The sequence below is a fragment of the Abyssisolibacter sp. ZYX002 genome, assembly GCF_056892235.1.
Map to the genome: position 1 here is coordinate 292,700 of NZ_JARMXH010000004.1, position 14,490 is coordinate 307,189.

A 14,490-nucleotide genomic window follows, 5' to 3' on the forward strand; every position below is an offset into this window, starting at 1 on the left:
GGCTTAATCAGCAAGCTATATTCAAACAATTATCTCTCCTTTCCACACCGGGAGGCATAATAGTTTCCTAATTATACCCTATCGGTCTAAAAATCATAGGCTTAGCCCTTAGATAAGTAGACTCGAAGAGAATATACTATTAATTTACTTTAAAAATATTCAGAAATATAAAAATATTATATCTTGATATGGAATTAATTTCAACAAAAAGATATATTACACTCATTGTAAATATAAATAATAAAAACTTGAGAATAAAATATATAAATATTCTCAAGTTTTTTGTTAAGCTTGATCCATCATATAAGCGATACAAAGTTTGGTTGTATTTTCTAATGCATTAACATGGGTTCTTTCTAGAGAATGAGAAGCGTCAACACCAGGTCCAATCAAACCATGCTTGAAATTTCCACCAGCTCTCATAGCTGCACTTGCATCTGATCCGTAGAAAGGATAGATATCAACTTTGTAGTCAAGGTTGTTATCTTTAGCTAATTTAATCAATCTCTTTCTAAGTTCAAAATCATAAGGACCACTAGAATCCTTTGCACATATAGTTACATTGTATTCATCAGAGCTTTGACCTTCACCTAGAGCAGCCATGTCTATAGCTACAAATTCTTTTGTATTTTCTGGTATGCCACTAGAAGCTCCATGTCCAACTTCTTCATAGTTACTAATAAACAAATTAACCGTATGAGGTAGTTTGATATTGTTTTTAGTTATGTATTTGCAAGCACCTATTATAGAAGCAATGCCAGCTTTATCATCAAGATGTCTAGATTTAATAAAGCCACTATCAGTTATTTCTACTCTTGGATTGAGATAAACAAAATCTCCGATATCAATTCCTAAATCTTTAGTATCTTTATCGGATTTAACAACTTCATCTAGCCTTATTTCCATATTTTCCTCACTACGTTCAGTAGATTTCGTTTTTGCACCATGAACATGAGTTGAAGCTTTATTTATAAGTATAGTTCCAGTGTATTCTTTACCTTCACTAGTGCTGATAGTGCAATATTCTCCTTCAACAGCATTAAAGGCATATCCACCAAGTTGAGTAAATATGATACGGCCACTGGGTTTTATATCTTTTACCATACCACCTAGAGTATCAACGTGACCTGATAACGTTTTCTGGTAGTTAGTATTTTGACCATCAATAGTAGCTACCAAAGCATTTTTAGATGTTTTATATGTTTTAATGCCCATCTTTTTAAACTCACTATCAACAAGAGCTATAGCTTTAGAAGTATCACCAGTTGGACTAGGTGTATTTAATAGATCTGCTAGAAAATTTACAACATATTCTTTATTAAATAACATATACAACACTCCTTTTAAATTAAGTTTATAACAAAACTAATATAAATACATACTATATTAGACTAAATTTATAAATATTATATATTATTAATAAAAGTATGGCAACTAAAGCAATAATATATTATAATAATTTTAATATCTATAAGAATGGTCTTTGATAGTTGAAATAACACAAATAATATGATAAATTGATAATGTATATATTTTTATAAGTTGTGTAACTTATATGTATGTTATATTTAAAAATGCTAGAGAGATATAACATATAAGCAGGATAATAGTTAGGAGAAGATATCAGATGTCGTTTTCGTCAAAAACCAAAAATGAAATAGCTAGAATAAATATGACTAAAAAATGTTGTCAGATAGCTGAACTAGCAGGATTTATAAGAATGAGTGGTAGCATAAACTTGAGTGGATTTAAAAACGTTAATCTTAAACTATCTACTGAAAATGCAGCTGTTGCACGAAGAATATTCAAAATTCTTAAAAAACAATTTAACTCACATACAGAGGTCTTAGTAAGAAAAAACAAGCAACTTAAGAAAAACAACAACTACCTAATCGTAGTAGATGATGAAAATATAGCAAAAGATATACTTGTGCAAACAAGTATATTAAATGAAGATTTCAGCAATTTGTTTAATATAAATTATCATGTTGATAAAAAAATAATTGAAGAAGATTGCTCAAAGAGAGCATACTTAAGAGGTGTTTTTTTAGGAGGAGGATCACTGAGTGACCCAGAAAAAACATATCATCTAGAGTTTGTGACACGCAATGAAGAGCATGCAAAGGATTTACAAGAAATAATGAATACATATAACTTGAAAGCCAAAATAGTCATACGAAAAGAAAACTATGTTGTGTATATAAAAGAATCAGAAAAGATAGTAGATTTTTTAAATATAGTTGGAGCACACAACGCACTGTTGCAGCTTGAAAATATTAGAGTATTCAAGGATGTAAGAAATAACGTAAATAGAGTTGTTAATTGCGAGACAGCAAATATGAACAAAACCATAGAGGCAGCGCTCAGACAGGTAAGCAATATAGAGTTAATTCAAAACACTATAGGTATAGAAAAGTTGCCAGAAAACCTTAGAGAAATTGCATATTTGAGATTAGAAAATAAAGATGTAACATTAGTTGAACTTGGGAAAATGTTAACAATACCAATAGGAAAATCAGGAGTAAACCATAGATTAAGAAGAATCGAAAAAATTGCAGATAGAATAAGAGAAGAGGTGAAGGAATGAAAACAGCAAAAGTAACAATTAAAAATAAGATAGGATTACATGCAAGACCAGCAGCACTATTTGTGCAAAAAGCGAGTAAATTTGTAAGTGATATTTACATTCAAAAAGATAATAAAGAGATAAATGGCAAAAGTATAATGGGAATAATGGCTTTAGGAGTATCATGTGGCGAAGAAATTACTATAAAAGTACACGGAGAAGACGAACAAGAAGCTATTTCTGCATTAGTGGAGTTTTTAGAGTCATGCACAGATGAACAATAAAATTATATACGATTATAAAGGAGATTAATAAATTTTTATAGAAGTATAATAATGGATGTTTGTTTTATTAATTCCAAAATTGATAAAATTTGAGGTAACTACATGAGATTATTAATGGTTGATAAAATCAAAGAGGATATGGTATGTGCTAAAACTGTATTTACAAGTAACGGAACCATTTTAATTAGTGAAGGAACAAAGCTTAAAAATAAATACACGGATAAACTACTAAACCATGGTGTGTATATGATATATGTTGAAAATGAGCTAGCTAAAGAAATAGAAATAGACCATATAATCAAAGAAGAGATAATCCAAAGCGCGAATGAAATAATCAAAGATACAATAGACAATATATCATACTATCAAGATATAGATATTATCAAGATTAAAGATACTATAAATAATATAATATCACAATTGTTTACAAATGATAATTTGATATTGCAGGTAATGGAAATTAGAGCAGTAAACGACTATATACTAAAGCACTGTGTAAAAGTTGCAGTGCTATCTCTAATGACAGGGATAGCATTAGGTTACAACAAACAGCAATTAATGGACTTAGGAACAGGAGCAATACTGCATGATATAGGTAAAGCGCTAATTCCTAGTGAAGTAATCAACAAACCATCTCAACTAACAATACATGAATATGAAATAGTCAAAGAGCATACTAACCTTGGTTACGTAGCATTAAAAAGCCAAGGGTGTGTTAACGAAGAAGTATGTAATATTATATTGCATCACCATGAGAGAGTTGATGGTAAAGGTTATCCTAATGGGTTAAAAGGAAATGAAATCCACGAATATGTTCGTATAGTATCAATAGCTGATGTGTATGATGCATTGACATCAGATAGGATATACAGAAAGAGGATAGATTCTAGCATGGCTATAGAATATATAGTGTCAATGAGTGGTACGCAATTTGACCAAACACTAGCAAAAGCGTTTATTCAAAATATAGCACTTTATCCAATAGGTAAAGGAGTTATACTAAATACAAAAGAAAAGGGATTTGTAATAAAGAACTTTAAAAATTTTCCTACTAGGCCTATTGTAAAAATTATATATGATGAAAATGGGCAAAAACTAAGAAAACCTTATGAATTAAACTTGATAGATTATAACACAAAATCAGTGATAGGAACATTTAGCTAAATAATGTGAGATAAGAGAAGAAAATTATAGTTTTATTGATTTTCTTTTTTTATAATACAAAAAAGAAATATTGTATAAAAAGGGAGGAAATACCATGAAAGTAGTAGCGATTAATGGAAGTCCGAGAATAGATGGCAATACAGCACAAGCTATAGAAATAGTTGCTGTAGAGCTTAAAAAGCAGAATATAGACGTAGAAACTTTACAAGTAGGCAATAAGAACATAAGAGGTTGCATGGCCTGTATGAAGTGTGTAGAGCTTGGAAGATGTGTGATGGACAATGACGTTGTAAATGAATATATTGCAAAGATGAAAGAGGCAGATGGTTTACTTTTAGCATCACCAGTTTATTATAGCGGTGTTGCAGGAACTATGAAAGCATTTTTAGATAGAGCTTTTTTAGTTACAGGAGTTACAGGTAACGCTTTTAGATATAAAGTAGGAGCCGCAATAACAGTAGTAAGACGAACAGGTGGTATGCCTACAGTAGATAACCTCGATAGATATATCCAATATTCTGAGATGTTTGTTCCTACAGCAAACTACTGGAATGTAATACATGGTGCAAACAAAGGTGAGATAAAAGAAGATTTAGAAGGAGTACAAATAGGTAGAATACTTGGGAAAAATATGGCTTGGTTGATGAAGGCTGTAGAGTTAGGTAAAAAAGAGATGGGTATACCAGAAAAAGAGAAAAAAGATTGGATGAACTTTGTGAGATAGTTGTTTAAAACTTAAAAAGAATTTTAATTTTTTTATGATATAGAGAAAGGATAGATAGGTAAAGTGAGAAAAAAGATAGTTATGGTTTTAGTGATTATTTTTATGGTGTTTTATATAATTAACTTTTTTTCACATGATAAGATTGATGCGAATAGAGATATTGAAAATTCCTCATCTGAGACTCATTGGTTTTATTAAAGATTCATTAATTGAATCTTGAAATAAAAAAGAGAGGTCATACTTTTAGAGTGTGACTTTTTATATTTGTAAAGAAACAATAAAATAGTCTTCTAACGCAGTTTAACAACATGGGACTAATTGCAAAATAAAAAAATGTAATATATAATTATTAATGGAATTAACAGTATGTAGAAATATTATGAAGTTTTAAATTAACAAACGGATAAAAAATAAACATCTATCTAATATCTTTGTTACAATTAAGTTCCTTACACAAAATTATAAGGAGATATTGTAGATGTTTACTCACTTAATTTATAGAACAGATGGAGGATACTTAAATGAATGATACGAATATCAATAAATGTAAAACAAATTCATGTTGTTTTTTATTTAATAAACGTAATATTCTTTTAAAAGAACACGAAAACTGTCTTGAATTTCTAACAACTAGCGAAGCTGAAAAATATGGAATTGGAAATGAAATGATATATATAGGGAAAGTAGATGGTATTGATTACTATGCTGCACATATACTTACCAAAGATAAGATTCAAGGACATTTTTTAAAAGGATTGGAAGAAATATATGGAGATGTTGATGAAGATGTATATTTTCTTACTTTACGTGCTTTGCATTTTATAAATTGGTTAAATAAAACTAAATATTGTTTTTGTTGTGGTGAAAAAGTAAAGATAGAGCCTAAAAAAACTTGTATAGAATGTTCAAATTGTGGAAATGTTATGTATTCATTTATAAATCCCTGTATAATAGTTGCTGTTTTAAAAGAAGATAAAATCTTATTAGCACGATCAAGTCACTTTACACCTAATATGTATAGTCTTATATCTGGTTTTGTTGAAGCAGGAGAGTATATAGAGACGAGTGTTGAGAGAGAAGTGAAAGAAGAAGTTGGAATTGAAATAAAGAATATTAAATACATAGGGAGTCATCCATGGCCTTTTTCTAATTCACTTATGTTTGGATTTATAGCTGAGTATTCATCTGGAGAAATAACAATAGACAATGATGAAATAGAAGATGCTAATTGGTATTCATTAGATGATTTACCAGATATACCTGCATATAAGTTGAGTTTTGCAAGAAAGATAATAGAGTACATTATTAAGATAAAAAAAGAATAATGTAAATTTATTCATATGTTTAGTTGGTTAATTTTCTTAGGGTAAGGCGTTGGAGTGTGTAAGAAAAACTCATTGTCATTAGTGATTCATTGGTGAAAGGGAAATCAAAGATAAACTTTGCGGTGCAGTAGAGAAGCTGTTTCTAATATTTAAGTAGAAGCACCTGAGAAACAGCTCCTCAAATTTACCTACAAGTAATATCTTTTGATTTCCCTAGTTATTTTATTGGTTGTAATTTTGTACAATAGTTATATTGGGTATAAAAGACGACCCTAAGGTATTGCAACAATAATACCAAAAACTAACAAAGAAGCATATCCGTTTTTCTAGAGAAGCGACTTTAGAGGACTTGTTCACCGTGACATTGGAAGCTATGATTTAACATTTATTGGGTAGAAAAATCACAGCTTACGCAGGGCGACGAGAACAATTGAAATCCTGAACCAATAAAGTAACGAGTAACCACAAGACTCACAGAGATATACCTGAGCTATAGCAAAAGTATGGCTATTTATTTTGTATAACCAAACTACGCACCATAGAAAAAAATAGAAGATAGTATCCATTGATAAAAGAGCACTAATCACATATAATTAAACTAAGATTAAATAAGTGAGTTAGAGAGGAAATAAAAATATGTCTAATTTTACACATCTTCATGTACATACAGAATATAGCTTACTAGATGGTGCTGCAAGAATAGACAAGCTAATAGATAAGACTAAAGAGCTTGGAATGGATAGTATAGCTATAACAGATCATGGAGTAATGTTTGGAGTAGTTAACTTCTATAAAATAGCTAAGAAAAAAGGGATAAAGCCTGTAATTGGATGTGAGGTTTATGTAGCTAGAAGAAAATATACAGATAAAGATCCTATTAAAGATAAAAGGCAGTATCACTTAGTGTTATTAGCTGAAAACAATGAGGGATATACAAATCTTATAAAAATAGTATCTGAGGGTTTTAAAAACGGATTTTATTATAAACCTAGAATAGATTTTAGTGTGCTTGAGAAGCACAAAGAAGGGATAATAGTACTTAGTGCTTGTTTAGCAGGAGAAGTGCAGCAATATTTAAACAATGATGACTATAAAAAAGCAAAAGAAATAGCTATAAAATACAGAGATTTTTTTGGTGAAGGATATTATTATCTAGAATTGCAAGATCACGGAATAGATGAGCAAGAGAAAGTTAATGAACAGTTAATAAAATTGAGCGAAGAGACAGGGATACCATTAGTAGTAACAAATGATGTTCATTATGTAGAAAAATCAGACGCAAAAGTGCATGATGTACTCCTTTGTATCCAGACAGGAAAGACAGTAAATGAAGAGGGGAGAATGAAATTCCCAACCGAAGAGTTCTATCTAAAATCTGAAGAAGAAATGAGACTACTGTTTCCAAAACTAGAAGAGGCGTATAGCAATACAAAGAAAATAGCAGATAGATGTAATGTAGAATTTGATTTTGATACTTTGCATTTGCCACAGTATGAAATACCAGAGGGCTATACAAACAAAGAGTATTTTAGAGAGTTATGCTATAAAGGTTTAGAGCATAACTATAAGACTATTACACAGGAATTAATAGATAGATTAGAATACGAACTTACTACAATAGAGAATATGGGATATGTAGATTACTTTCTAATAGTTTGGGACTTTATAAAATATGCAAAAGATAACGATATAATGGTTGGACCGGGTAGAGGCTCAGCGGCAGGTAGTGTGGTTGCATATGTTCTAGGAATTACGGGTATAGATCCAATAAGCTACAACCTAATATTTGAGCGTTTCTTAAACCCAGAGAGAGTATCAATGCCAGATATAGATATTGATTTTTGCTATGAAAGAAGAGAAGAAGTAATAGAATATGTTATAAGGAAGTATGGTGATGATAGAGTAGCTCAGATAGCTACATTTGGTACAATGGCAGCAAGAGGGGCTATAAGAGATGTTGGTAGAGCATTAGATATGAGCTATGGTGAAGTTGACTATGTAGCCAAGCTTATACCAATGGAGTTAGGTATTACTATATCAAAAGCGTACGAAAAGAGTATTAAGTTTAAGGAAGTATATGATAGCGAGGCAAGAGTAAAAGAACTAGTAGATATAGCAAAAGCAGTAGAAGGTCTACCAAGACATACATCTACACATGCAGCAGGGGTAGTAATATCAAAAATGCCTGTTGACGAATATGTCCCACTTAGTAGAAATGGTGACAGTATAACAACGCAGTTTACTATGACAGAGTTAGAAGAACTTGGACTGCTTAAAATGGATTTCTTAGGACTTAGGAACTTGACAGTAATAAGAGATGCTATAGAATTGATAGAGGAAAACTATAACAAGAAGATTAGTTTTCAAGATCATGATTATGAGGACAAGAGTGTATACAAGATATTTGCAAAAGGTGATACATTAGGCGTGTTCCAGTTTGAGAGTGCAGGTATGAGACACTTTTTAAAAGAGTTAAAACCAGATCGTTTTGAGAACATCATATCAGCAAACTCACTATACAGACCTGGGCCAATGAGCCAAATACCAACATATATAGCTAACAAAAACAATCCAGAAGATATAAAGTATTTGCATCCAAAACTTAAAGATATATTAGGAGTAACGTACGGTTGTATGGTGTATCAGGAGCAAGTAATGCAGATAGTTAGAGATATAGGTGGCTTTTCAATGGGTAGATCGGACTTAGTTAGAAGAGCTATGGGTAAAAAGAAAATGAAAGTTATGGAGCAAGAGCGAAAACACTTTATTTACGGTAAAAAAGACGATGAAGGAAATATAGAAATATCAGGAGCAGTAAGAAACGGAGTAGATGAAAAGACAGCAGATAAGATATATGATTTGATGATTGATTTTGGTAAGTATGCATTCAACAAATCACATTCAGCAGCTTATGCACTACTAGCATATCAGACAGCTTGGCTGAAGTATTACTATCCAGTGGAATATATGGCTGCATTGTTGACAAGTATCATGGGTAGCTCTAGCACAGTATCACTTTATATACATGAGTGTAAGAGACTCGGTATAGAGATACTAAAGCCAGATATAAATGAAAGCTTTGCTTCGTTTACAGTATCAGATGGAAAGATAAGATTTGGTTTAGCTGCAATTAAAAATGTTGGACATTCTGCGATAGAAGCTATAGTAAGAGAAAGAAAAGCGAACGGTAAATTTGAAAGCTTAACAGATTTATGCTCAAGGGTAGAAGACAGTTCACTAAACAAAAGAATGATAGAAAGCTTGATAAAATGTGGTGCTATGGATTCATTACAGGGCAATAGGTCACAATATTTAGCTATACACGAAAGAATACTTTCGCATATAAACAACGATAGAAAAAAGAATATAAAAGGACAGTTTTCGATTTTTGACCAACTAGTAGAAACATCAAAGAAGATGAACGATGATAACCTACCAAATATAAAAGAATTTGAGACAAAACTAATGTTGTCAATGGAAAAAGAAATGACAGGAGTTTATTTAAGTGGACATCCATTATCAGAAATAGAAGATTTGCTTAAAGATATGACTAGCACAGATACAAGTGAGATAAACGAGGCTAATGAACACATAGCAAATGGAGAAAACAGTATACTTGGCGATGGTAGCATGATAACTATTGGTGGGTTAATAACTCATAAAAAGGAAATGATAACAAAGAACAACAAAATGATGGCATTTATTACACTAGAGGATTTGTTTGGTTCTATAGAAACAATAGTCTTTCCAAAGATATATGGTAAATATGAAAACTTGCTAAAAGAAGACAACATCATAATAATGAAAGGTAGACTAAATATAAATGAATCAGATGATCCTAAAATCATAGTAGATAAGATTAAGCCATTAGTAGCTAGTAAAAAAGAGAAGCTATATATTAGAATAGCAAAAAATATAGATATCAGTATATTTAATGACATAAAAAAGATACTATTAGAGCACAACGGGAGTACACCAGTATTTGTGTATATAGAAAAAGATAAAAAAACAGTAAAAGCACAAAATCAATACTGGATTGATATAGATGATGTTAATTGCATAAATAAATTAAATGGCTTATTGGGTGAGGAAAATATAAAGATTAAATAATTGGAAATAAAACTTATTAACAAAAAATTATTAAATGATTAAAAAATGTGCTATAATTAAAATAATTATGGGTAATATTAATTAAATAATGCCATACTAAGATTAAACACAAGCAGTGTTAATAAACAGGAGTTAAAAACCGATATTATATATAGATTATGAGTAGATACTTCTGAATTATTAGATTTAAAGTATTTTAGGTGCTTAAATGTAAATACTGCTTTAGTTTTTTAAATGATGTGGGACAAGTTGTGTCCATGAGGGGCAAAATGTAAGGAGGTCATTAAAAATGAACAAAATAGGAGTTTTAACGAGTGGAGGAGATTCGCCAGGAATGAATGCAGCCATAAGAGCTGTAGTCAGATCTGCTATATTTAGAGGCATGAAAGTTATGGGTATTAACAAAGGATACCAAGGATTAATATCAGGAGATATAACAGAAATGACACTGTCTTCTGTTGGAGATATAATTCATAGAGGTGGGACAATATTAAAAAGCGCAAGATGTGAAGAATTTAAAACGGAAGAAGGTAGAAAGAAAGCTATAAATGTATTAAGAGTATTTGGTATAGAAGGATTAGTTGTAATAGGTGGAGATGGTTCGTTTAATGGTGCAAAGAAGCTTAGTGAAGAAGGAATAGCGACAATAGGATTGCCTGGAACAATCGATAATGACCTAGCATATACAGATTTTACTATAGGTTTTGATACAGCTGTAAATACTGTCCTTGATGCTATAAGTAAAATCAGAGATACATCAACTTCCCATGGTAGAGCAAATATTATAGAGGTAATGGGTAGAAATTGCGGAGATATTGCACTATATGCTGGATTAGCTGGTGGAGCAGAGAGTATTATAATCCCAGAAGTGGGTTTTTGTATAGATGATGTTTGTAAGAAGTTAATACAAGGGAAAAACAGAGGGAAATTGCATAGTATAATAGTTTTAGCAGAAGGAATAGTAGCAGAAAATCCTCAAAATGCATTTGAAGTAGGAAAAGAAATACAAGATAAAACTGGAATAGACACAAGAGTAACAGTATTAGGGCATCTTCAAAGAGGTGGTAGTCCGACTGCGGATGACAGAATACTAGCTAGTAGAATGGGTGCAAAAGCAGTTGAACTATTAGCAAATAATGAAACAGGTAAAGTTATCGGTATAAAAGGAAATGAACTTTTTGCGATAGAGATAGAAGAAGCTTTACAAAAAGAGAAGAAATTTGATAGTGAAATGTACGAACTTGCTAAAATACTTTCAATATAGGAGTGATGATATGAAAAAAACTAAAATAGTATGTACATTAGGGCCAGCTTCAAATAGTGAAGATACAATAAAAGGTATGATAGACAAAGGATTAAATGTAGCGAGACTGAACTTTTCTCATGGTAGTCACGAGGAGCATAAAACTAGAATAGATATGGTAAAAAAGGTTAGAGAAGAGAAGGGCAAGCCTATAGCTATAATGCTTGATACAAAGGGTCCGGAGATAAGAACAAGAGATTTTGAAAACTCAAGTGTAGAATTAAAGGACGGACAAAGTTATACGATAACTACAAGAGATATTTTAGGAAATGATGAGATATGCTCAGTCACATATGAGGGACTGCCTAATGATGTAAAACCAGGAGATAGCATATTGATAGATGACGGATTAGTAGGATTAGAAGTTAAATCTATAGATGGAACTGATATATTATGTACAGTTAAGAATGCTGGAGTTATAAAGAACAAAAAAGGCGTGAATGTACCGGGAGTAAAAATAAATCTACCAGCAATAACAAAGAAAGATGTAAGTGACTTAGAATTTGGTATAAGAAACAATATAGATTTTATAGCCGCATCATTTATAAGAAAAACATCTGATGTATTAGAAATAAGAGAAATATTAGAGGCAAACAATGCAGAAGACATCATGATTATATCAAAAATAGAAAACCAAGAAGGTGTAAACAATATAGATGAAATCATTGAAGTGTCAGATGGTATAATGGTAGCAAGAGGCGATTTGGGAGTTGAAATACCAGCAGAAGATGTTCCTCTAGTACAAAAAATGATAATCAAAAAATGTAATAAAGCAGGTAAGCCAGTAATAACAGCAACGCAAATGCTTGATTCAATGATTAGAAATCCTAGACCAACAAGAGCAGAGGTAACAGATGTTGCTAATGCTATTATAGATGGCACAGATGCAATAATGCTTTCAGGAGAGACAGCAGCAGGTAAATACCCTCTACAGGCAGTAGAAACTATGGCTAATATTGCTAGAAAGACAGAGCCTACACTTGATTACCAAAAAATATTGAGTATGAAGGCAGATAGTAGCATAACAAATGCAGTAAGTCATGCGACCTGTACAACGGCATTGGATTTAGGAGCAGCAGCAATAATAACAGCGACTTCATCAGGATATACGGCTAGAGCAGTCTCAAAATTCAGACCATCTTCACCGATTATTGCAGCAACAAGCAGTGATAAAGTAAGAAGAAAGCTCTGTATGGTATGGGGAGTTGAATCTATACTAATAGAAGAAAGCAACTCTACAGATGAAATAATAGATAATTCAGTATCAACAGCAGTAAGTAAAGATTTCATAAAAAATGGAGATTTGGTTATAATCACAGCTGGAGTACCAGTAGGAGTATCTGGTAGTACGAACTTAATCAAGATTCATACAGTTGGAGAGATTATGTTCAAAGGTACAGGTATAGGTAAAAAATCAGCAATAGGTAGAGTGTGCAAAATTGATGAGGTAAGCGATGCACAGACTAAGTTTAAAGAAGGTGACATAATAGTTTGTGTAGCAACAGATAAAGATATGGTAAAGTACATGGAAAAAGCATCAGCAGTGATAACAGTGAAAGGTGGACTCACGTCACATGCAGCGGTAGTAGGATTACATCTAGGTATACCAGTTGTAGTTGGTGCAGAAAATGCATTGTCCAAACTTAATGACGGGGATATAATAACAGTTGATGGAAGTATAGGAGTTGTATTTAAAGGCGAAGCTAAAATATTGTAAAGTAAGTTAGACTGTATTAATATAAGAAGAACTAATAATGACATCATTTGATGTCCTTAGGTTGATGACAAAGTCATCTAAATAGCAGACTGTAGTAAGAGTTCAATTTCAAGGCGTGTTAAAATTGAGTAGCAGAGCTTACTTAGAAGTAAGTGAGCAACGGAAATTTTAACAACAACGCAGAAATTGGGCTTTTGTCTACAGTCTGAGGACATCATTTGATGTCTTTTTTTTGATGAATTAATAACTATATTTGTTGTAAAAGTAAAAAATTAATGATTGCAAAGACAAATAAAATACAAAATATTTTAAAATAATAAATATTACAAAAACGAAAGATAAGCAGTTATATAAAAGAATTCATAGAAAAAATATAATTTATCAAAGAACTTGTCAATCAATGTCATTTTTGATATGATAGTATTTTGAGAAAAGCTAAAATAGCATATCAATGGATCATACAGCATAATACTTGCTTTAAAAATGATTTTTCTATTTTATAACATGCGAATATTTTTTCGTGAAAATATTACAAAAATTTAATATATTATTAATGTTATGTTAAGCATTGCTTGATATACTTTAAAAGAATAATAAAACAAGGAGCTGTGAGATATTGAAGAAACTTATATTAACGGAAATCCCTATGTGGAAGATGGAAAATGAAAAACATATTTCCGTTTTAATTTCAAAAGAAAGACTAGAGCGAGCAGAGCTTTTTTCTGATGAATACAAAAAAAATAGATTTCTATCAGCTGAGATAACTGCTTCAAAACTTGTTTCACAGACTTTTGATATTCCCTATTCTTTATTTAATGGTAAAGTGGGAGAAAAACCATATATTCGTAACTATCCAAAAATATCAATTAGTAGGTCGTATTCAAACCAACATTTGGTATTGGGGATGGATATTGATAATTTAATAGGTGTGGATTGTGAAAAAATCCAAGAAATAGATAAGCAAATTTTGAAGTATTTCTTTACAGATAAGGAGTCTAAATATATAATGGATTGCGGTAATTCAGATTTAGCCTTTTCATTACTTTGGACTCGTAAGGAAAGCTATATCAAATGTATTGGCGCAGGGCTTAAATACCCACTAAAGTCATTTGATGTAACTCCTAGTGAAGAAATATGTTTTAGAAATAGTTTACATCCTCTTTTTTCACACAATAGCAAAGTTGGACAGCTTTTTATAAATAGCTACTTGTACAAAGAATTTGTTATTTCAATATGTAGTGCACAAAATGATGCGTTTCCAGATTTACAAATAAAACCAATAGAGGCAGGATTATAA

The 14,490-nt window shown here is 31.2% G+C and carries 10 protein-coding genes and 1 riboswitch; of the genes, 9 read left to right on the top strand and 1 reads right to left on the bottom strand.

Going from position 1 to position 14,490, the window contains the following annotated elements; all coding sequences use genetic code 11:
• Positions 1–19 precede the first annotated feature (19 nt).
• Positions 20–140: riboswitch (molybdenum cofactor riboswitch) on the bottom strand.
• Positions 141–285: 145 nt separating this feature from the next.
• Positions 286–1,329: a M42 family metallopeptidase gene (locus P3X86_RS13860; protein WP_483293296.1), complete on the bottom strand. Its 1,044-nt coding sequence runs from the start codon at positions 1,327–1,329 to the stop codon at positions 286–288.
• A gap of 298 nt (positions 1,330–1,627) precedes the next feature.
• On the opposite strand from P3X86_RS13860, the gene whiA reads away from it, so the two are divergent.
• The 9 genes from whiA (at position 1,628) to P3X86_RS13905 (ending at position 14,490) form a co-directional block, all read left to right on the top strand.
• Positions 1,628–2,587: a DNA-binding protein WhiA gene (whiA, locus tag P3X86_RS13865; protein WP_483293297.1), complete on the top strand. Its 960-nt coding sequence runs from the start codon at positions 1,628–1,630 to the stop codon at positions 2,585–2,587.
• Positions 2,584–2,850 (top strand): HPr family phosphocarrier protein, encoded by a 267-nt coding sequence (locus P3X86_RS13870; RefSeq protein ID WP_483293298.1) that lies wholly within the window; start codon positions 2,584–2,586, stop codon positions 2,848–2,850. Before whiA ends, P3X86_RS13870 begins: the two co-directional genes overlap by 4 nt.
• 102 nt (positions 2,851–2,952) lie before the next feature.
• On the top strand, positions 2,953–4,014 hold the full coding sequence (locus tag P3X86_RS13875; protein WP_483293299.1) for an HD-GYP domain-containing protein: 1,062 nt from the start codon (positions 2,953–2,955) through the stop codon (positions 4,012–4,014).
• A 94-nt stretch (positions 4,015–4,108) separates the two neighbouring features.
• Positions 4,109–4,738, top strand: coding sequence for a flavodoxin family protein (locus P3X86_RS13880; RefSeq protein WP_483293300.1), 630 nt, complete (start codon positions 4,109–4,111; stop codon positions 4,736–4,738).
• A gap of 521 nt (positions 4,739–5,259) precedes the next feature.
• Positions 5,260–6,063, top strand: coding sequence for an NAD(+) diphosphatase (gene nudC, locus P3X86_RS13885; protein ID WP_483293301.1), 804 nt, complete (start codon positions 5,260–5,262; stop codon positions 6,061–6,063).
• Between the two features lie 636 nt (positions 6,064–6,699).
• The gene (locus P3X86_RS13890) at positions 6,700–10,173 is read left to right on the top strand and encodes a DNA polymerase III subunit alpha (protein WP_483293302.1); all 3,474 of its coding nucleotides are present in this window, start codon (positions 6,700–6,702) and stop codon (positions 10,171–10,173) included.
• Positions 10,174–10,462: 289 nt separating this feature from the next.
• A complete protein-coding gene (gene pfkA, locus P3X86_RS13895; RefSeq protein WP_483293303.1) occupies positions 10,463–11,437 on the top strand; it encodes a 6-phosphofructokinase in 975 nt (324 codons plus the stop codon).
• A gap of 10 nt (positions 11,438–11,447) precedes the next feature.
• Positions 11,448–13,193 (top strand): pyruvate kinase, encoded by a 1,746-nt coding sequence (gene pyk, locus P3X86_RS13900; RefSeq protein ID WP_483293304.1) that lies wholly within the window; start codon positions 11,448–11,450, stop codon positions 13,191–13,193.
• 616 nt (positions 13,194–13,809) lie between these two features.
• Complete coding sequence (locus P3X86_RS13905) at positions 13,810–14,490, top strand: 4'-phosphopantetheinyl transferase family protein (protein WP_483293305.1); 681 nt, start codon at positions 13,810–13,812, stop codon at positions 14,488–14,490.